Raw genomic sequence first — 20,083 nt, forward strand, 5'->3', positions numbered from 1 at the left:
CTAGAGGGCGCCCTTCGTGGAGGGAAGGATGCCGGCCGCGCGCGGGTCGAACTCGGCGGCGTAGCGCAGGGCGCGCGCGAGGGCCTTGAACTGGCACTCCACGATGTGGTGGGCGTTGCGGCCGTACGGGACGTGGATGTGCAGGGCGATCTGGGCCTGCGCGACGAAGGACTCGAAGATGTGCCGGGTCATCGTCGTGTCGTAGGCGCCGATCATCGGCGCCATGTTCTCGGGCTCGGTGTGCACGAGGTAGGGGCGGCCGGACAGGTCGACGGTCACCTGGGCGAGGGACTCGTCGAGCGGCACGGTGCAGTTGCCGAAGCGGTAGATGCCCACCTTGTCGCCGAGGGCCTGCTTGAAGGCGGCGCCGAGCGCGAGGGCGGTGTCCTCGATGGTGTGGTGGGTGTCGATGTGCAGGTCGCCGTCGGTCTTGACGGTGAGGTCGAAGAGGCCGTGGCGGCCGAGCTGGTCGAGCATGTGGTCGAAGAAGCCCACGCCCGTCGAGACGTCGACCTTGCCGGTGCCGTCGAGGTTTATCTCGACGACGACGGAGGTCTCCTTCGTGGTCCGTTCGACCCGTCCGATGCGGCTCATGCGTGCTGCTCCTTCTTCAGTGCGCGAACCGCTTCCAGGAACGCGTCGTTCTCTTCCGGGGTGCCGGCGGTGACCCGCAGCCGGCCCGGTACCCCGTTGTCCCTGACCAGGACACCCTGGTCGAGGATCTTCTGCCAGGCGGCGTGCGAGTCCTCGAACCTGCCGAACTGGACGAAGTTCGCGTCGGACTCGGTCACCTCGTAGCCGATGGCCCGCAGCTCGACGACCAGGCGGTCGCGCTCGGCCTTGAGCTGCTCGACGTAGCCGAGCAGGGTGTCGGTGTGCTCCAGGGCGGCCAGCGCGGTCGCCTGGGTGACGGCCGACAGGTGGTACGGCAGGCGCACCAGCTGGACGGCGTCGACCACGGCGGGGTGGGCGGCCAGGTAGCCCAGGCGCAGGCCGGCGGCGCCGAAGGCCTTGGACATCGTCCGCGAGACCACCAGATTCGGCCGTCCCTCGATGAGGGGCAGCAGCGAGTCGCGGTGGCTGAACTCCACGTACGCCTCGTCCACGATCACCAGCGAGGGCTTGGCGGCCTGGGCGGCCTCGTAGAGGGCCAGGACCGTCGCGGCCTCGACCGCGGTGCCCGTGGGGTTGTTGGGCGAGGCGATGAAGACGACGTCGGGGGCGTTCTCGGCGATGGCCTGCTCGGCCGCCGCCACGTCGATGCGGAAGTCCTCGCGGCGCGGGCCGGAGATCCAGCCGGTGCCGGTGCCGCGCGAGATCAGCGCGTGCATCGAGTACGAGGGCTCGAAGCCGATCGCCGTGCGCCCCGGACCGCCGAAGGTCTGCAGCAGCTGCTGGATGACCTCGTTGGAGCCGTTGGCGGCCCAGACGTTCTCCCGCGTGACCGGGTGCCCGGCCGTACGGGTGAGGTAGGCGGCCAGCTCGGTGCGCAGCTCGACCGCGTCCCGGTCGGGGTAGCGGTTGAGGGTGCGGGCGGCCTCGGCCACCCGCTCGGCGATCCGCGCGACGAGCTCCGCGGGGAGCTCGTAGGGGTTCTCGTTGGTGTTCAGCTGGACGGGCACGTCGAGCTGGGGGGCGCCGTACGGGGTCTTGCCGCGCAGCTCGTCCCGGATGGGCAGGTCGTCGATGCCGATGCCGGCGGCGGTCATACGGTGGGCACCTTCCATCCGAAGCGCGCCTTGAGGGCGGCGCCGTGCGCGGGCAGGTCCTCGGCCTCGGCCAGCGTCACCACGTGGTGGGTGACCTCGGCCAGGGCGTCCCGCGTGTAGTCGACGATGTGGATGCCGCGCAGGAAGGACTGCACGGACAGGCCCGAGGAGTGGCAGGCGCAGCCGCCGGTGGGCAGCACGTGGTTCGACCCGGCGCAGTAGTCGCCGAGCGAGACGGGGGCCCACGGGCCGACGAAGATCGCGCCGGCGTTGCGCACGCGGGCGGCCCGGGCGGCCGCGTCGGCGGTCTGGATCTCCAGGTGCTCGGCGCCGTACGCGTCGACGACCTTGAGGCCGTCCTCCAGGCTGTCGACCAGCACGATCGCGGACTGCTTGCCCGCGAGCGCCGGCTTGATCCGGTCGTGGACGTGCTTCGAGGCGGCGACCTGCGGCTCCAGCTCGCGCTCGACGGCCTCCGCGAGCTCCGCGGAGTCCGTGACGAGGACGGCGGCGGCCAGCGGGTCGTGCTCGGCCTGGCTGATCAGGTCGGCGGCCACGTGCACCGGGTCGGCCGTGGAGTCCGCGAGGACCGCGATCTCGGTCGGTCCGGCCTCGGTGTCGATGCCGATCTTCCCGGTGAAGTAGCGTTTGGCGGCGGCGACCCAGATGTTGCCGGGGCCGGTCACCATGTTCGCGGGGGCGCACTCCTCGGTTCCGTACGCGAACATCGCGACGGCCTGGGCCCCGCCGGCCGCGTAGACCTCGTCGACGCCCAGCAGGGCGCAGGCGGCGAGGATGGTGGGGTGCGGCAGGCCCCCGAACTCCTTCTGCGGCGGGGACGCGAGCGCGATCGACTCGACGCCCGCCTCCTGGGCCGGTACGACGTTCATGACGACGGAGGACGGGTACACCGAACGGCCGCCCGGGGCGTACAGCCCCACGCGCTCCACCGGAACCCACTTCTCGGTCACGGTGCCGCCGGGCACCACCTGGGTGGTGTGCTCGGTGCGGCGCTGGTTCCGGTGCACGATCCGGGCGCGCCGGATCGACTCCTCGAGGGCGGCGCGGACGGCCGGGTCCAGCTGCTCCAGGGCGGCCTCGATGGCCTCCGCGGGCACCCGGACCTGCGAGAGCTCGACCCCGTCGAACTTCTGCGCGTACTCGATCAGCGCCGCCGTGCCACGATGATGGACGTCCTCGCAGATGGGCCGCACCTTCTCCAGGGCGGCTTCCACGTCGAACTCGGCACGGGGCAGCAGATCGCGCAGGGCGCCACCCTCGGGGAGGGCGTCACCGCGCAGGTCGATACGAGAGATCACTCCCCAATTCTCTCAGACCGCCCAGCGGCACCGTTCGCCCGTATCACTGGCTGATACACGACCCGGTTGTCACAGGCCCCCGATAGCCTTGATCACAGACGCTTTGACGCGTACGGGTGACAGCGGAGGGGGGCCGCCATGACCGAGGCACGCGCCGGTGAGGAACCGGCGGATCTCACCGCAGCCGAGCACCGCATGTGGGAGGCGTACCGCACGGGCAGCGTCTGCGATCTGAACGCCCGCTCCGCCGACCGGGACGATCCGCACGCCGAGCACGTGTGGGGCCCCGAGCGCAGTGTCCGCGCCCAGGTGGTGGCCCTGCTGCTGTTGCACGGGCCGTCCCCGGTCCCGGGCCGGGTGGCCTCGCTCAAGCTGCGCGGGGTACGGATCACGGGGCGGCTCGACCTGTCCGGGGGCACGGTCGGCCCGTACGTGGAGCTGCAGTCCTGCCGCTTCGACAGCGAGATCCAGCTGTCCGAGACCCGTTTCGGCACCCTGCGCCTGATCAACTGCGCGATCCCCCGGCTGGAGGCGGCCCGCCTGCACACCGAGGGCGATCTGCACATGCCCCGCTGCCGGGTGGCCCGCGGCATCCGGCTGACCGACGCGCAGATCGGCACCGACCTGCTGATCAGCCAGACGGTGGTGCAGCGGGACACCAGGGGCCGGGCGATCACGGCGGACGGGATGTCGGTGGCGCAGGACTTCCAGGGCGAGCTGCTGGAGACGTACGGGGAGGTGAGCCTGCGCGGGGCGACGGTCGGCGTGTCGATGAACATGCGCGGGGCCCGGCTGCGCAATCCGTACGGGAAGTACGCGCTGAATGCCCCGCAGCTGACCGTCGAGCGGACCCTGTACCTGACCTCGATCGCGCTGGACTACGTGCCCGGGTCGAACTCGTCCACTCCCCCGTACGGGCTGGGGCTGACGCCGACGCGGGGGCAGCGGGCGCAGCGCTTCGAGTGCCGGGGCGGGATGCGGCTGGACGACGGCCGCTTCGGCGACGCCATCGACTTCTACGGGGCCCGCTTCGTGCTCACGGAGGAGCAGGAGATATCCCTGCGCAGGATCCAGACGCCCGAGTTCCGCTTCGTGGGCGAGCGGCCCGAGCGCGGGCGGGTCGTGGTGTCGGGGGCGAAGGTGGTCAAGCTCGTCGACACGTCCACCAGCTGGCCGGGCCCGGGCGGCGTGTCGATCGAGGGGTTCGTCTACGAGAACCTCGCCCCGCGGGGCCACTTCCCGCTGTCCCGCCGGCTCGAGTGGGTGGAGGCGGCGACCCCGGAGTACTCCCCGGAGCCGTACGAGCGCCTGGCGGCCGTACTGCGCGCCAGCGGGGAGGACGCGGACGCCCGCGAGGTGCTGCTGGCCAAGCAGCGCCGCCGCCGGGGGACGCTTCCCCTCGCGGCCAAGGCCTGGGGCCACCTCCAGGACTGGACGGTGGTCTACGGCTACCGGCCGGGCCGGGCCGCGCTGTGGATGGCGGTCCTGTGGGCGGCGGGCGCGCTGCTGTTCTCGCAGCACCGGCCGCCCCCGATCAAGGAGAACGAGCATCCCGAGTGGGATGCCGCCCTGTACGCCCTGGACCTGATCCTCCCGGTGATCGACCTCGGCCAGCAGGCGCAGTGGAAGGTGGCCGGCGGATGGCAGTGGGGAGCGGCGGCGCTGATCCTCCTGGGATGGATCCTGGCCACGACGGTGGCGGCGGGGGCGTCCCGCGTGCTGAGGCGAGGGTGACGGCGCCGGCCCGGCGGCCACTACCCTGTGCCTCGTGACCACCGTTCGCCTGCCCCTCTTCCCGCTGAACTCGGTGCTGTTCCCGGGACTCGTCCTCCCGCTGAACATCTTCGAGGAGCGCTATCGCGCCATGATGCGCGAGCTGCTGAAGACGAGCGAGGACGAGCCGCGCCGTTTCGCGGTCGTCGCCATCCGCGACGGCCGCGAGGTCGCGACGACCGCGCCCGGCCTGCCCGACCAGACGTCCCTGCCCGAGCGGGGCCCGGCCGCCGGCTTCGGCGCGGACCCGGTGCAGGCCTTCCACCGGGTGGGCTGCGTCGCGGACGCGGCGACCATCCGCGAGCGGGAGGACGGCAGCTTCGAGGTCCTCGCGACCGGCACGTCGCGGGTGCGGCTGCTCTCGGTCGACTCCTCGGGCCCGTTCCTCACGGCGGAGCTGGAAGAGCTCCCGGAGGACGCGGGCGACGGCGCGGGCGCCCTGGCCGAGGGCGTGCTGCGGGCGTTCCGCAACTACCAGAAGCGGCTGGCCGGGGCCCGTGAGCGGTCCCTGACGGGTGCGGAGCTCCCCGACGACCCGTCGGTGGTCTCGTACCTGGTGGCAGCGGCGGCGGTGCTGGACATCCCGGCCAAGCAGCGGCTGCTCCAGGCCCCGGACACGGCGACCCGGCTGGCGGAGGAGCTGAAGCTGCTGCGGGCCGAGACGGCCGTGATCCGCCACCTGCCCTCGCTGCCCGCGGTGGACCTGACCCGGGCTCCGACGAGCCCGAACTGACCCGAACCGAACTGACGGGACCGATGGCGAAGAAATCCAAGCAGGCGGCCGGAACCCCGGCGATCGCGGCCCTCACGGCGGCGGGCGTCGCCTTCACGACGCACGCCTACGAGCACGACCCGGCGCATCCCTCGTACGGGGAGGAGGCCGCGCAGGCGCTCGGAGTGTCGCCTGCGCAGGTCTTCAAGACCCTGGTCGCGGACGTGGACGGGGTCCTGACGGTGGCGGTGGTCCCGGTGTCGGGATCGCTGGACCTGAAGGCGCTGGCGGCCGCGGTGGGCGGCAAGCGGGCGGCGATGGCCGATCCCGCGGCGGCGGAGCGCACCACGGGCTACGTACGGGGCGGCATCTCGCCGCTGGGGCAGCGGCGGCCCCTGCCGACGGTGCTCGACGCCTCCGCTTCGGCGCACGCGACCATCTGCTGCTCGGCCGGCCGCCGGGGCCTGGAGATCGAACTCTCCCCCGCGGACCTGGCCGCCCTGACGGGCGCGACGGTTGCCCCGATCGCCCGCCCGTAGCCTCCCGTGGCCCGCCGTGGCCTCCGGGTCAGGCGGGCGGCTGGGGGTGGTAGTAGCCCGTCCAGCCCGGCGGGGGGCCCGGGTCGGGGTCCCGGGGGGACCACAGGGCCGTGAGGGCCAGGTGGACCAGGACCGCGGCCATCGGCCACACCAGCAGCGCCCCGTGCGCCAGCAACTGGAGCGGCGCGTCGAACGGCACCCCCTTGCCCGCCTCGGCGGCAGCGGCGGCCAGATCCGTCGACGGCCCCAGCCACAGCCCGAACCGCCACCCCACCAGCGCGGCGAAGAGCGATCCGACGGCGAGCCCGACCACCAGCGGCACACCGCCGGCCCGGCGCCACAGGAAGGTGCCGACCGCGCTCAGCACGCCCAGCCCGGCCGACAGCAGGAAGAACGTGCCGTCGGAGCCGATCCGCGCCTCGCTCTCGGTGTTGCGCAGGAACACCGCCTCCCCGTTGGAGACGTACTGCACGCGCGGCGCCAGCCACACCCAGAGCAGTCCTAGGAGCAGTCCCGCCACCCCGACGGCGAGGGCGACGGCGGCCCCGTCCCGGATGTCCCCGGGGGTGACGGCCGCGGCGGCGGCCGGCTTCTCGGGCGGGAGCGACGGCGGGTCGTAAGGAGACGGCGGGGTCACGGCTTCGGTCACCCCCACATCGTGCCAGGTCCCGAACGGAACGCACCGCCCGGCACCGGCACCCGCACCCGCTCCGGCTCCGGCTCCGGCTCCGGCGTCAGCGCACCGACGCCCGCCGGTACGCCCACGTGGCGACGGCCAGCGACAGCACGCCCACCGCCCCGCACACGCCGAGGTCGACGGCGACGACGGCCCAGTCCGGATCCGGGGCGAAGGTCTGCGCGAAGGCCTCCACGCCGTACGTGGACGGCAGCAGGTCCCGCGCCCACACGATCACGTCCGGCATCCGCTCGGGCGGCAGCACCCCCAGCAGCAGCGCGGCCGACATGCCGAGCTGTCCGGCCAGCGTGGCCAGCTCCTGCCGGGGAGCCAGCAGCCCCAGCGCCGCGCCGAGCCCGGCCAGCGCCGCCCCGGCCAGCGGCACGACCGCGGCCAGGATCCACAGCCCGCTCATCGGCAGCCCGAACAGCACGCACCCGAACACGGCGGTGACCAGCGTGCCCGGCAGGGTGAAGGAGGCGTACGCGGCGGCCGCGCCCAGCACCACCGAGGCGGGCGGCACCGGCAGCGTGGCGTAGTGGTCGAGCCCGCCGCTCGCCCTCAGCTGCCCGAAGTACTGCGCGAGCAGGTTCAGCGCGACGAAGGCGACGACGAGGACGGAGGAGCCGGCCACGACGGCCCGGGCCTCGGAGCCCCCGTCCACCACCCCCCGCATCAGGATCATGATCCCGACGGACTGGAAGGTGGCCACGAACAGCAGCGGGATCCGCGCCACCCGCGCCCGGGACAGCTGCGCCCGGTACACGGCGGCCAGCGCCGGGAAGAGCCCCGCCCTCGGGGCCAGCGGCGCGGCGGCGGGCTGCCGGAGCCCGGCCGGCGGCGCGGCGATCGGCGCGACAGTGCTCGCCGTACGGTCGCTCACGACTTCACCAGCCCCTTCGTCTTCCCGCCGAGTGCCAGGTAGACGTCCTCCAGGCTCGGCGTGGCCAGTGTGAAGTCGTCGAGGGCGGCGAAGGCCGGCCCCCCGGTGACGGCGGCCACCGCGGCCCGTGCCTCGTCGGCCGGCAGCCGCAGCACCCAGCGCCGCCCGGACTCGGCGGCGAGCGCGCGCAGCGCCGCGACCTCCGGCACGTCCAGCGGGGCGGTCTCGCGCCACACCAGTTCCAGGCGGACCTCGCCCGAGACCATGGCCTTCAGGCCGGCCGGGGTGTCGCAGGCGATGACCTTGCCCTGGTCGATGACGGCGACCCGGTCGAGGACGGTCTCGGCCTCGATGACGTTGTGGGTGACGAGTACGACGGTGGCTCCGTGCCGTTCGCGCCGCCGGTCCACGGCCGACCACACGGCGCGCCGGGCGACGGGGTCCATGCCGGTGGTGGGTTCGTCGAGGACGAGCACCGGCCGCTCGCCCACCAGCGCGGCGGCGAAGCAGGCGAGGCGCCGCTGGCCGCCGGAGAGCTTCTTCAGGGGACGCCCGGCGATCCCGGTCAGCCCGAGCTCCTCCAGTACGTCGTCCCGTGCGGCCCTGGCCGCCCGTACGTCGAGCCCGCGCAGCCGCCCGGTGGTCTCGGCGGCCAGCGACACGGTGAGCTCGTCCAGCGCGGTCGACTCCTGGCCCAGGTAGGCGAGCAGCCGCGAGGCCCGTTCGGGGTGGCGTACGAGGTCGTGGCCGAGCAGGGTCACGCTGCCGGAGTCGGGGCGCATCAGGCCGGTGAGCTGGCGGACGAGGGTGGACTTGCCGGCGCCGTTGGGGCCGAGCAGGCCGAAGATCTCGCCGCGCCGGACCTCGAGGCGGACGCCGTCGCTGGCACGGGTCTCGGGCAGGGCCGGGGCCCCGCGCCGGCCGCGTACGGCGGGATAGGTCTTGACCAGGTCACGCACCGCGCAGACGACGTCGGGGCCGGCTTCCGCGGCCGCCGCTGTGCCGTTCTGCTCTTGTGCTGTGCCCGTGCTCACGAGGGAGCAGCCTACGCGGCCCCCGCCCCTACTCGGCCCCCGGGGTCGCCGGGGCGGTCGCGTTCAGGGGCGTGGTTCCCGGGGCCGCGGCGGGTACGGCGGCCACGTGTTCGGCGGCGGCCCGGACGTCGATCTCCCGCCAGAACCCGGCCCGGATGGCGTAGCGGTCGTGCTCGTCGATCTGGTCGTCCTTGTGCGCGAGCAGGCCGAACCGGGCGGCGTAGCGCAGCAGCTCCCCGTCGATCCGGTGCGGGATGCGCGGGTACATGGTGGCCAGCTTCTGCAGGTGCACGGTCTCCGGGAGGCGCTCCATCCAGCGCCGGGCGAACACCTGTCCCACCTCGAAGGGGTCGCCGCCGACGGTGGTGATGTCCTCCTCCCGGTCGGCCCAGCGCTGCTCGGCGCTGGTGAGCTGGGCGAGGGTGGGCAGGGAGGCGGTCTCGGCGGGTTCGCCGAGCGGTCCGGCGCGGTCGATCCAGCCCTTGTCGGAGGACCAGCGCAGGGCGCTGCCGGCCGGGGCGTGCCCGCCGTGCTGCCCGTTCGGCGGCGGGGCCTGCTGCCCGGGGGCGCGCAGCGAGCCGGCGAGGTCCTTGGGCGTGGGGACGGCCCTGCCGCCGCCGGAGGCGGGCGCGGGGACCGGGAGGCCGTCGCCGTCCTCGTCGCCGGTGGCGGCGGAGCCGTTGCGGGCTGCCTCGGCGAGCGCGGCCTCGGGCAGCGGGGCGGAGAGGATGGCGGCGATGTCGGGGCGGGGCGCGGGCGGCGGGGAGCACAGGCCGGTGAGGTCCTTGGCGCGGACGGCCCGGGTGATCCAGGCCCGGTCCAGGACGCGGCGTTCATCGGCTTCGGCGACGAGGTCCTCGGACTGGTTGTAGTCCCCGTCGGCGGCCTGGACGGCCCACAGGTGGACGGCGACCCCGTGCTCCTTGGCGGACATCAGGCCGGGCAGCAGATCTCCGTCGCCGGTCACCAGCACGACGTCGGAGCAGGCCCGGTTGCGGGCCAGCTCGGTGAGCTCGGCGTGCATGGCGGCGTCGACGCCCTTCTGCGCCCAGCGGCCGTCGCTGCGGGTCAGGGCGCCCAGGCGGACGGTGACGCGGGGCATGACGCGCAGCCGCCGATGCTCGGGCTGGGGCACCCGGTCGGGTGCGCCGTCGAACCAGTAGATGCGCAGCAGGGGCTGTTCGGTGTCGGCCTCGGCGCGCTCGCGCAGGCCCTGGATGAGGGCGGCGTGGTCGACGGTGATGCGGGAGCGGGAGGGCTCCCCTGCGAGAAGGCTCGCGGCGGCGCCCAGCAGATAGCCGGCGTCCACCAGGACGACGCAGCGGTCCACGCGTTCCACCCTCTTCCCTGGGGGTCCTCTGTGCTTTTCGTCGGGTGCCCCGAGTCTGCCCGACCGCAAGGGTGTTGACGGCCGGAACTCGATCATCGGCGTGGCGGATCTCACAAGGGGGTGGGGGCGGGGTCACGACTACGCGCGGTAATGATCCAAAATGCGCGGTTTCGGACGCTGTGTGAGTGTGAAGGCGGTCCTGGCCCCTAGACCCCATCACGGAGGCTCCACCATGGCCAAGAACAAGCAGCAGAAGCAGCCCAAGCAGCAGGTGCGCTCGTCCTCGCAGGACCCGTCGAGGAGCTCGACGGAATCCTCGCCCGAGTCCACCTCGCAGGCGCCGAGTCCGATGGATCTGGCGCACAAGAGCAAGTCGAAGAAGTTCGGCCACAACTGACGCGGCCGCTTCGGATGACGTGAAGGGCCTGCCCGGCGATGCCGGGCAGGCCCTTCACGTGGGGCCGGGCGGCGTTATCCGGCCAGGCAGGACGGGCCGAGCAGCACCTTGAGGTCGCCGAAGAGGGCGGGGTCGGGCTGGACCCGGTGCTTGTCCAGGCGCAGCACGGTGGTGGTGCGCGGCCCCTGGAGCTTGATCCGCACCTCGGTGTTGCCCTTGTGGTGGCGCAGGATCTCGCCCAGCCGGGTCACCATCGGCGGGGTGACCTTGACGGTGGGGATGGTGAGGACCACCGGTGCGTTGGTGCCGGCCGAGGTGAGGTCGGGGACCATCATCTCCATGGCGACCAGGCGGGGCACGTCCTCGCGCTTGTCGAGGCGGCCCTTGACGAAGACGACGGTGTCCTCGACCAGCTGGGTGGAGACGAGCTGGTAGGTCGCGGGGAAGAACATGCACTCGATGGAGCCGGCCAGGTCCTCGACGGTGGCGATGGCCCAGGCGTTGCCCTGCTTGGTCATCTTGCGCTGGAGGCCCGAGATGATGCCGCCGATGGTGACCACGGCCCCGTCGGAGTGCTCGCCGCCGGTCAGCTGGGAGATGCCGGCGTCGGTCTTGTCGGAGAGCACGTGCTCCAGACCGAAGAGCGGGTGGTCGGAGACGTAGAGGCCGAGCATCTCGCGCTCTTGGGCGAGCAGGTAGGACTTCTCCCACTCGACGTCGGAGAACTCGACGTCGAGACCGAAGCCGGGCTCGTCGCTCGCGCCCTCGTCGCCCATTCCACCGAAGAGGTCGAACTGTCCCTCGGCCTCCTTGCGCTTGACCGCGACCACGTTGTCGATCATCGGCTCGTGGTGGGCGACCAGGCCCTTGCGGGTGTGGCCCATCTCGTCGAAGGCGCCCGCCTTGATCAGCGACTCGACGGTCCGCTTGTTGCAGACGACCGCCTCGACCTTGTCCAGGAAGTCGGGGAAGGTGGAGTACTTCCCCTTGGCCTTCCTGGTCTTGATGATCGACTCGACGACGTTCTGGCCGACGTTGCGCACCGCGGTGAGGCCGAAGAGGATCACGTCGTCGCCCTGGGCGGCGAAGTTCGGCTCGGACTCGTTCACGTTCGGCGGGAGCACCTTGATGCCCATGCGCCGGCACTCGTTCAGGTAGATCGCGGACTTGTCCTTGTCGTCCTTGACCGAGGTGAGCAGCCCCGCCATGTACTCGGCGGGGAAGTTCGCCTTGAGGTACGCCGTCCAGTACGAGACCAGGCCGTACGCGGCCGAGTGCGCCTTGTTGAAGGCGTAGCCGGCGAAGGGGACCAGGACGTCCCACAGGGCCTGGATGGCCTGGTCGGTGTACCCGTTCTTGCGGGCGCCCTCCTGGAAGATGGTGAAGTTCTTCGCCAGTTCCTCGGGCTTCTTCTTGCCCATCACGCGGCGCAGGATGTCGGCCTCGCCGAGGGAGTACCCGGCGATGATCTGGGCGGCCTTCTGCACCTGCTCCTGGTAGACGATCAGCCCGTAGGTGACCGCGAGCACCTCTTCGAGGGGCTTCTCCAGATCCGGGTGGATCGGGGTGATCTCCTGCTGCTTGTTCTTGCGCAGGGCGTAGTTCGTGTGCGAGTTCATGCCCATCGGGCCCGGCCGGTACAGGGCCGAGACGGCGGAGATGTCCTCGAAGTTGTCGGGCTTCATCAGGCGCAGCAGGGAGCGCATGGGCCCGCCGTCGAACTGGAAGACGCCGAGGGTGTCACCGCGGCCGAGCAGTTCGAAGGTCTTGGGGTCGTCGAGCGGGAGGGCCAGGAGATCGATGTCGATCCCCTTGTTGGCCTTCACCATCTTGACGGCGTCGTCCATGATCGTGAGGTTGCGCAGGCCCAGGAAGTCCATCTTCAGCAGGCCGAGCGACTCGCAGCTCGGGTAGTCCCACTGGGTGATGGTGACCTGGTCCGTGTGCCGGACCCAGACGGGCACGTGATCCGTGATCGTCTCGCTGGACATGATCACGCCGGCGGCGTGCACGCCCATCTGGCGGACCAGGCCCTCGACGCCGCGGGCGGTGTCGATGACCTTCTTCACGTCCGGCTCGTTCTCGTACATCCCGCGGATCTCGCCGGCCTCGCCGTAGCGCGGGTGCGCGGGGTCGAGGATGCCGGAGAGCGGGATGCCCTTGCCGAGGACGTCGGCGGGCATGGCCTTGGTGAGGCGGTCGCCCATGGCGTACGGGTAGCCCAGGACGCGCGCGGAGTCCTTGATCGCGTTCTTGGCCTTGATGGTGCCGTAGGTGCCGATCATGGCGACCTTGTCCTGGCCGTACTTCTCCGTCACGTACCGGATCACCTCGACGCGCCTGCGCTCGTCGAAGTCGATGTCGACATCGGGCATGGAGACGCGCTCGGGGTTGAGGAAGCGCTCGAAGATCAGGCCGTGGGTGAGCGGGTCGAGGTCGGTGATGCCCATGGCGTACGCGACGATCGAGCCGGCCGCGGAGCCTCGGCCGGGGCCGACGGCGATGCCCTGGTTCTTGGCCCACATGATGAAGTCGGCGACGACGAGGAAGTAGCCGGGGAAGCCCATCGAGATGATCGTGTCCATCTCGTACTCGGCCTGCTTCATCCGGTCGTCCGGGATGCCGCCGGGGTAACGGCGGTGCATGCCGCGCATGGTCTCCTCGCGGAACCAGCTGACCTCGGTGTGGCCCTCCGGGATGTCGAACTTCGGCATCAGGTTCCGGAACTTGAACATGCCCTCGGTGTCGATCTGGTCCGCGACCAGCCGGGTGTTGGCGCAGCCCTCCTGCCAGGCGTCCGAGGAGTCGATGGCGTACATCTCGTCCGTGGACTTCAGGTAGTAGCCGGTGCCGTCGAAGCGGAAGCGGTCCGGGTCCGAGAGGTTCTTGCCGGTCTGGATGCACAGCAGGGCGTCGTGGGCGCCGGCCTCGCTGGCGTAGGTGTAGTGCGAGTCGTTCGTCACCAGCGGCGGGATGCCGAGCTTCTTGCCGATCTCCAGCAGCCCGTCGCGGACCCGGCGCTCGATCTCGATGCCGTGGTCCATCAGCTCCAGGAAGTACCGGTCCTTGCCGAAGATGTCCTGGTACTCGGAGGCCGCCTTGAGCGCCTCGTCGAACTGGCCGAGGCGCAGCCGGGTCTGCAGCTCGCCGGAGGGGCAGCCGGTGGAGGCGATCAGGCCCTCCGACCACTTGGAGATGGTCTCCTTGTCCATGCGCGGCCACTTCGTGAGCCAGCCCTCGGCGTACGCGTCGGAGGACAGCCGGAAGAGGTTGTGCAGGCCGGTGGCGTTCGCCGCCCAGATCGTCTTGTGGGTGTATCCGCCGGAACCGGAGACGTCGTCGCGCTTCTGGTGCGGCTGCCCCCACTGGATGCGCCGCTTGTTGCGCCGGGACTCCGGGGCGACGTACGCCTCGATGCCGATGATCGGGGTGATCCCGGCCTTCTGGGCGGTGTGGAAGAAGTCATAGGCGCCGTGCAGGTTGCCGTGGTCGGACATCGCGATGTGCGTCATGCCCATCTCGTTGCACGCGTTGAACATGTCCTTCAGCCGCGCGGCACCGTCCAGCAGCGAGTACTGGGTGTGGACGTGCAGGTGCGTGAACGGCGGCTTGGTCACGGTGGGGGTCCTCCGGCGGGAGAGAGTGGCGGCAGCTACGAATCCTACGTCTCCGGACTGACACATCCGGGGCACTGCCGGGTACCTTCGTGCGTTGCAGAGCCAAGGACACCTGTCCAAAAACGCGATCCCCCAGATCCACCCCGCACCACCAGGAGGCATCCGCCATGGCGGTACCCGAGACGACCGACGAGCAGCGCGCCGAGCAGATACTCGACGTGTTCGACACCGCCTTCGGTGAGCTGCTCGCCGCCGACCCCGCTGCCTTCCAGGTCAAGTTCCGGAAGATGGCCGCGTCGGCCTTCGCCTTCTACCGGGGGACGGCCTGCCTCTTCTACGCGGACCTGGAGCGGGACCGGCACGGCGGCCCGTACCTGGACGAGCGGACGGGCCGGGTGTGGATCCACGGCGATCTGCACGCGGAGAACTTCGGCACGTACATGGACTCCAACGGCCGGCTGATCTTCAACGTCAACGACTTCGACGAGGCCTACGTCGGCCCCTTCACCTGGGACCTGAAGCGGTTCGCCGCCTCCGTGGCCCTGATCGGCTACACGAAGGCGCTCAGCGACGGCCAGATCAGCGAGCTGGTGCGGGTCTACGCGGCCGCCTACCGGGAGCGGATCCACGCCCTGGCCACCGGGGCGAAGAATGACGAGGTGCCCTCCTTCACCCTGGACACCGCCGAGGGCCCGCTGCTCGGCGCGCTGCGCGCGGCCCGTTCCCGCACCCGCTTCTCCCTGCTGGACTCGATGACGGAGATCCGCGACTTCGAGCGCCGCTTCGCGCCGGGCCCCGGCACCATCGAGCTGGACGCCGCCACCCGCTACAAGGTGCTGGCCGCGTTCGACGGGTACCTGGAGACGCTGCCCGACGAGTCCCTGGTGCGGCCCGACTCCTACCGCGTCAAGGACGTGGTGGGCCGCCGGGGCGTCGGGATCGGCTCGGCCGGCCTGCCCTCGTACAACATCCTGCTGGAGGGGCACAGCGACGCCCTGGAGAACGACGTCGTGATCTACCTCAAGCAGGCGCAGACTCCGGCGGTCTCGCGGCACATCACCGACCGGTCCGTGCGGGACTACTTCCGGCACGAGGGGCACCGCACGGTGATCTCCCAGCGCGCGCTGCAGGCCCACGCCGACCCGTGGCTGGGCTGGACGGAGCTGGACGGCTCCGGGCAGCTGGTGGCGGAGGTCTCGCCGTACGCGGTGGACCTGGACTGGTCGGACCTGGACGACCCGGAGGAGATCGCGGCCGTCGTCGCGGACCTGGGACGGGCCACGGCGACCATGCACGGGGCGGCGGACGCGGCCGAGAGCGGCCAGACCCTGGTCCCGTTCTCGACCGAGCGGGCCATCGACGCGGCCATCGCGGCCGACGAGGAGGGCTTCGCGGCGCTGCTGGTGGACTTCGCCCACGCCTACGGGGCCCGGGCGCGCGCCGACCACCAGATCTTCGTGGACCTGTTCCGCAACGGCCGGCTCGCCCCTCCCCCGGCCACCGCCGGGACCGGCCCCCGGTAGGACGGCGGGAACGGGACCTGCGGGACGGCCGCACAGCGACACGTGGCACACTCGCGGCGATGGACATATCAGGGGTGAGACTCAGGGGGCTGCGGGCCGCGCTGTTCAGCGCGCTCGTCGTGCTGCTCTCCGCGGGCTCGCACGTCCTCATGTCCCAGGTGCCGCTGCCGCCCGCGCTGGTGGGCGGGGCCTTCGCCGCCGTGTTCACGCTCTCCTACGCGCTGGCCGGGCGCGAGCGGGGCTTCGGCTCGATCGCCGGGCTGCTCGTCCCGCTCGAGCTGGCCGCCGACACCGTCTTCACCGCCGGCCAGCACGTCTGCTACGGCCCGGCGGGCGGCCCGGTCTCGGGCCCGCTGCGCGCCCTGGGCCTGGAGGAGCTGTGCGGCGGCCCCGCGGTGGGCGGGCCGCTCGCCGAGGTGGCCGGGCACGCCGGCGATCCGGCGGCGCTGCTGTCCTCGCCCGGGCCCTGGGCGCCCTGGCTGCTGCTCGGCGCACACGTCTCGGTCGGGCTGCTCGCCGCCGGATGGCTCCGCCACGGCGAGCGGGCGCTGGGCCGGCTGCTGCGGGCGGTGGCCGCCTTCGCGTTCCGGCCGCTGCTGCTGGCGGGGGCTCCGGCGGCGGCCGTCGCGGGTCCCGCGGAGCGGATGCCGCGGCCGGTGTCTCCGGGCACGGGGGCCCGTACACGCTTCCCCGCACACTCCGTGGGACGACGGGGACCTCCCGTGCCCGGCGCGCTCGCGAGCGCCTGACGCACGTACGGCACCCCATCACGTCACATCCCACGGAGATCACGATGAGTTCACGCAACAGCCAGGCCAACAAGGCTGCCGCCCGCGAGCGGCTGCGCGCCGAGCGCGCGGCGCAGGCGAAGAAGGACAAGGCGCGCCGCCAGGTGATCGTGGCCGGCGCGGTCGTGGCCACGCTGGCCCTGGCCGGCGCCGTCGGCTACGGGATCATGCAGGCCAACCAGCCGGGCCACTGGGACAAGGCCGCCAAGGCCGAGCTGGTCAAGCCGAAGAACACCGAGGGCGAGGACGGCACCACGGTCGTCATCGGCAAGGCCGAGGCGAAGAAGACCCTGGAGCTCTACGAGGACTCGCGCTGCCCGGCCTGCGCCCAGTTCGAGCAGGCGGCGGGCGAGCAGGTCAAGAAGGACGTCGACGCCGGCAAGTACAAGATCCAGTACTTCGGTGCCACCTTCATCGACAACATGGCCAAGGGCGAGGGCTCGAAGAACGCGCTGAGCGCGCTCGGCGCGGCGCTGAACGTCAGCCCGGAGGCCTTCCTCGAGTTCAAGAACGCGCTCTACTCGAAGGACCTGCACCCCGAGGAGACCGTCGACAGCTTCGCCAAGGACGACTACCTGCTGAAGGTCGCCGACACGGTCCCGGCGCTCAAGGGCAACGCCGAGTTCAAGAAGGCCGTCGAGGACGGCACCTTCGACCGGTGGGCGCTGGAGATGTCCAAGGCCTTCGACAACTCCGGGGTGAAGGGCACGCCCACCCTGAAGATGGACGGCAAGAAGATCGACACCCCGCAGACGGCGGAGGCCTTCACGGCCGCGATCGACAAGGCGCTGCAGGGCTGAGCCCCGGCCGCTCCAGAGGCCGATTTCCGGACAAGTCACCCCTCAACGGGCGGGCGGACTCCCAGAGTTCGCCCGCCCGTTGCATTCCCGGTGCTGGCCTCGTGACCATACCGGCCAGTAATCTGATCATCCGTGACCAGTCATCTCTCTTCCCCCGCGACCGCGGCAAACCCCCGCCGTCGCACGGTCGTTCTCGCTGCCGCGGCCACCGCCGCCCTGGCCCCCCTCAGCTCCCTGGGTGCCTCCGCCGCCCATGCCGCCGGGAACGCACCGGCCTTCCTGCACGGCGTCGCCTCCGGCGACCCGCTGCCCGACGGGATCCTGCTGTGGACCCGCGTCACCCCCACCGCCGAGGCCGTGCCCGGCTCCGGCCTCGGCCCGGCCGTCCAGATCGGCTGGGAGGTGGCCACGGACAAGGACTTCGCCGGCGTCGTCGCGAGCGGCACCGCCACGGCGAGCGCCGCCGGCGACCACACGGTCAAGGTGGACGTGCGCGGTCTGCGGCCGCAGACCGCGTACTGGTACCGGTTCACGGCCGGCGGGGCGCTCTCGCCCGTCGGGCGCACCCGGACCACCCCCGGCCACGACGTGACCACCTCCGGGGTCCGCTTCGGCGTGGTGTCGTGCGCCAACTGGGAGTCCGGCTACTTCTCCGCCTACCGGCACCTGGCCGCCCGCGCCGACCTCGACGCGGTCCTGCACCTCGGCGACTACATCTACGAGTACCAGTCCGGCGGGTACCCGGAGGCCAAGTACGGCGTCCGCGCGCACGAGCCGAAGCACGAGATCGTCTCGCTGGCCGATTACCGCACCCGGCACGGCAGATACAAGACGGACGCCGACCTCCAGGCCCTGCACCGGGCGCACCCCGTCATCGCCATCTGGGACGACCACGAGATCGCCAACGACGCCTGGTCCGGCGGCGCCGAGAACCACACGCCCGGCTCCGAGGGCGACTGGGCGGCCCGCGCGGCCGCCGCCAAGCAGGCGTACTTCGAGTGGATGCCCGTCCGCACCTCCGTCGCGGGCACCGTCTACCGGAGGCTGCGCTTCGGCACCCTCGCCGACCTGCACCTGCTCGACCTGCGCTCCTTCCGCTCCCAGCAGGCCAAGGTCGGCAGCGGTTCGGTGGACGACCCGGAGCGCACCATCACCGGGCGCGCCCAGCTGGACTGGCTGAAGGCGGGCCTCGCGGGCTCCACCGCGACCTGGAAGCTGGTGGGCACCTCGGTGATGATCTCGCCGGTGGCGTTCGGATCGCTGCCCGCGCACCTGCTGGGGCCGCTCGCCAAGCTGCTCGGCCTGCCCGAGGGCGGCATAGCGGTCAACGTGGACCAGTGGGACGGCTACACGGACGACCGGAAGGAACTCCTGCGCCACCTCAAGGACCGGGGCGTGAAGAACACGGTGTTCCTGACCGGCGACATCCACATGGCATGGGCGAACGAGGTCCCGGTCAACATGGCCACGTACCCCGGTTCGGGCACGGCGGCGACCGAGTTCGTGGTCACCTCGGTGACCTCGGACAACCTGGACGACATCCTGCACGTGCCGGCGGACACCGCCTCGCTGGTCGCCGAGTCGGCCGTCAGGGCCGCGAACTGGCACGTGAAGTGGGTGGACATGGACGCGCACGGCTACGGCGTGCTCGACGTGACGGCGGAGCGTTCGCAGATGGACTACTACGTGGTGTCGGACAAGCGGCGGCAGGACGCCACGGCCGCGTGGTCCCGCTCGTACCGGACCCTGAACGGCACGCAGAAGGTGGAGCGGTCCTACCAGCCGAGTCGCTGACAGACCGTCAAATCTGCGGCGTTGGAGGGCTCCTGGTTCACACCAGGGGCCCTCTGTGCGCTTGTGGCAACAAATCTTTTACGTCGAGACCTTGACCTGAATATGTCATGCACACATAAGCTTCGCGCCAGCTGAAGAAGATCCTTCACGCCACCACCCCCCACTCGCGAGGAGCACACGTGCGCGCAATCGCCCGCATATCCCCCCTTCTTCGCCGCCGCCTGATGGGCACCGCGGTCCTGGCCGGAACCTTGGCCTTCACCCCCCTCGCCGCTCCCACCACTCTGGCCGCAGCCAAGGCCCCCGCCGAGGTCTGCGCCGAGGACGGCACGACCGCAGGCGCCGCGGCCCGGGTCGCGCGCGCCCACGAGGAGCAGGCGGACGAGCCGAACGAGGTCACCGAGGCCCAGGCGAGGGCCATGGACACCGACCTCAAGGCGAAGCTGGACAAGGCCCTCAAGAACCAGCCGCAGCGCAGCCTGCGCGCGGCCGAGGCCGTCACGAACATCCCCGTGTACTTCCACGTCGTCCACTCGGGCAGCGCAGGCAAGCTCACGGCCACGGACGTCGGCAAGCAGCTGGCCGTCCTCAACGCCGCGTACGGCGGCCAGGGCACCGGCAACGTGAACTCCAACTTCCAGTTCACCCTCGCCGCCACCGACTACACGGACAACGCCTCCTGGTACAACCTGGCCTCCGGCTCCCAGGCCGAGAAGAACATGAAGAACACCCTGCGCAAGGGCGGCCCGGGCGCGCTCAACTTCTACACCGCCAAGCTCTCCGGCGGCCTGCTGGGCTGGGCGACCTTCCCGACCTCCTACGCCTCCGCCCCCAAGATGGACGGCGTGGTCGTCCTGGACAGCTCGCTGCCGGGCGGCTCCGCGGCCAACTACAACGAGGGCGACACCGCGACCCACGAGGTCGGCCACTGGCTGGGGCTGTACCACACCTTCCAGGGCGGCTGTAACGGCAACGGCGACTACGTCTCCGACACCCCCGCCGAGAAGAGCGCCGCGTACGAGTGCCCGACCGGCCGCGACAGCTGCGCCAACAAGCCGGGCGCGGACCCCATCCGCAACTTCATGGACTACACGTACGACTCCTGCATGTACCAGTTCACCGCCGGCCAGGTCGCCCGTATGACGAGCAGCTGGACGGCGTACCGGGCCGGGTAAAGCACGGCGTCCGG

General features: G+C 71.7%; 17 protein-coding genes. 9 read left to right on the top strand and 8 right to left on the bottom strand.

Features of this window, described 5'->3' with window-relative positions; all coding sequences use genetic code 11:
• Genes hisB through hisD form a run of 3 tightly spaced genes read right to left on the bottom strand, consistent with a single transcriptional unit; the run spans position 1 to position 3,028 of the window.
• The gene (hisB, locus tag ACTVZO_RS11800) at positions 1-594 is read right to left on the bottom strand and encodes an imidazoleglycerol-phosphate dehydratase HisB (RefSeq protein ID WP_384224146.1); all 594 of its coding nucleotides are present in this window, start codon (positions 592-594) and stop codon (positions 1-3) included.
• The gene (locus ACTVZO_RS11805; RefSeq protein ID WP_443298333.1) at positions 591-1,709 is read right to left on the bottom strand and encodes a histidinol-phosphate transaminase; all 1,119 of its coding nucleotides are present in this window, start codon (positions 1,707-1,709) and stop codon (positions 591-593) included. Before ACTVZO_RS11805 ends, hisB begins: the two co-directional genes overlap by 4 nt.
• Positions 1,706-3,028: a histidinol dehydrogenase gene (hisD, locus tag ACTVZO_RS11810; RefSeq protein WP_443298334.1), complete on the bottom strand. Its 1,323-nt coding sequence runs from the start codon at positions 3,026-3,028 to the stop codon at positions 1,706-1,708. Before hisD ends, ACTVZO_RS11805 begins: the two co-directional genes overlap by 4 nt.
• A gap of 138 nt (positions 3,029-3,166) precedes the next feature.
• Between hisD and ACTVZO_RS11815 the strand changes: the two genes are divergently transcribed.
• The 3 genes from ACTVZO_RS11815 to ybaK are packed head-to-tail and all read left to right on the top strand — an operon-like array spanning position 3,167 to position 6,052.
• Positions 3,167-4,762 (top strand): oxidoreductase, encoded by a 1,596-nt coding sequence (locus ACTVZO_RS11815; protein WP_443298335.1) that lies wholly within the window; start codon positions 3,167-3,169, stop codon positions 4,760-4,762.
• A gap of 34 nt (positions 4,763-4,796) precedes the next feature.
• Entirely contained in the window at positions 4,797-5,534 is a 738-nt protein-coding gene (locus tag ACTVZO_RS11820; protein WP_443298336.1) for an LON peptidase substrate-binding domain-containing protein, read from the top strand.
• Positions 5,535-5,557: 23 nt separating this feature from the next.
• Positions 5,558-6,052, top strand: coding sequence for a Cys-tRNA(Pro) deacylase (gene ybaK / locus ACTVZO_RS11825; RefSeq protein ID WP_443298337.1), 495 nt, complete (start codon positions 5,558-5,560; stop codon positions 6,050-6,052).
• 28 nt (positions 6,053-6,080) lie between these two features.
• Here ybaK and ACTVZO_RS11830 read toward each other — a convergent pair whose 3' ends face one another.
• The 4 genes from ACTVZO_RS11830 to ACTVZO_RS11845 all read right to left on the bottom strand — a co-directional run bounded on the left by ACTVZO_RS11830 (position 6,081) and on the right by ACTVZO_RS11845 (position 9,984).
• A complete protein-coding gene (locus tag ACTVZO_RS11830) occupies positions 6,081-6,701 on the bottom strand; it encodes a hypothetical protein (RefSeq protein WP_443298338.1) in 621 nt (206 codons plus the stop codon).
• Positions 6,702-6,786: 85 nt separating this feature from the next.
• Positions 6,787-7,578: an ABC transporter permease gene (locus ACTVZO_RS11835; RefSeq protein ID WP_443303124.1), complete on the bottom strand. Its 792-nt coding sequence runs from the start codon at positions 7,576-7,578 to the stop codon at positions 6,787-6,789.
• A 29-nt stretch (positions 7,579-7,607) separates the two neighbouring features.
• Positions 7,608-8,645 carry an ABC transporter ATP-binding protein gene (locus ACTVZO_RS11840; RefSeq protein ID WP_443298339.1) on the bottom strand — a complete coding sequence of 346 codons (1,038 nt, stop codon included), beginning with the start codon at positions 8,643-8,645 and terminating at the stop codon, positions 7,608-7,610.
• A gap of 28 nt (positions 8,646-8,673) precedes the next feature.
• On the bottom strand, positions 8,674-9,984 hold the full coding sequence (locus ACTVZO_RS11845; protein WP_443298340.1) for an NYN domain-containing protein: 1,311 nt from the start codon (positions 9,982-9,984) through the stop codon (positions 8,674-8,676).
• 223 nt (positions 9,985-10,207) lie between these two features.
• On the opposite strand from ACTVZO_RS11845, the gene ACTVZO_RS11850 reads away from it, so the two are divergent.
• Entirely contained in the window at positions 10,208-10,372 is a 165-nt protein-coding gene (locus ACTVZO_RS11850) for a hypothetical protein (RefSeq protein WP_443298341.1), read from the top strand.
• 74 nt (positions 10,373-10,446) lie between these two features.
• Here the strand turns inward: ACTVZO_RS11850 and dnaE are convergent, their stop codons facing one another.
• Positions 10,447-13,989: a DNA polymerase III subunit alpha gene (gene dnaE / locus ACTVZO_RS11855; protein WP_443298342.1), complete on the bottom strand. Its 3,543-nt coding sequence runs from the start codon at positions 13,987-13,989 to the stop codon at positions 10,447-10,449.
• 167 nt (positions 13,990-14,156) lie between these two features.
• Between dnaE and ACTVZO_RS11860 the strand changes: the two genes are divergently transcribed.
• From ACTVZO_RS11860 to ACTVZO_RS11880, 5 genes are all read left to right on the top strand, one after another.
• Positions 14,157-15,512 (top strand): DUF2252 domain-containing protein, encoded by a 1,356-nt coding sequence (locus ACTVZO_RS11860; RefSeq protein WP_443298343.1) that lies wholly within the window; start codon positions 14,157-14,159, stop codon positions 15,510-15,512.
• A 59-nt stretch (positions 15,513-15,571) separates the two neighbouring features.
• The gene (locus ACTVZO_RS11865; RefSeq protein WP_443298344.1) at positions 15,572-16,261 is read left to right on the top strand and encodes a hypothetical protein; all 690 of its coding nucleotides are present in this window, start codon (positions 15,572-15,574) and stop codon (positions 16,259-16,261) included.
• 44 nt (positions 16,262-16,305) lie between these two features.
• Positions 16,306-17,100 (top strand): DsbA family protein, encoded by a 795-nt coding sequence (locus ACTVZO_RS11870; protein WP_443298345.1) that lies wholly within the window; start codon positions 16,306-16,308, stop codon positions 17,098-17,100.
• A gap of 132 nt (positions 17,101-17,232) precedes the next feature.
• Positions 17,233-18,894, top strand: a complete 1,662-nt coding sequence (locus ACTVZO_RS11875; protein WP_443298346.1) for an alkaline phosphatase D family protein — start codon at positions 17,233-17,235, stop codon at positions 18,892-18,894.
• Positions 18,895-19,118: 224 nt separating this feature from the next.
• On the top strand, positions 19,119-20,069 hold the full coding sequence (locus tag ACTVZO_RS11880) for a zinc metalloprotease (RefSeq protein WP_443303125.1): 951 nt from the start codon (positions 19,119-19,121) through the stop codon (positions 20,067-20,069).
• The last annotated feature ends 14 nt before the right edge of the window (positions 20,070-20,083 follow it).

The sequence above is a fragment of the Streptomyces sp. IBSNAI002 genome, assembly GCF_052244475.1.
Lineage (GTDB): Bacteria > Actinomycetota > Actinomycetes > Streptomycetales > Streptomycetaceae > Streptomyces.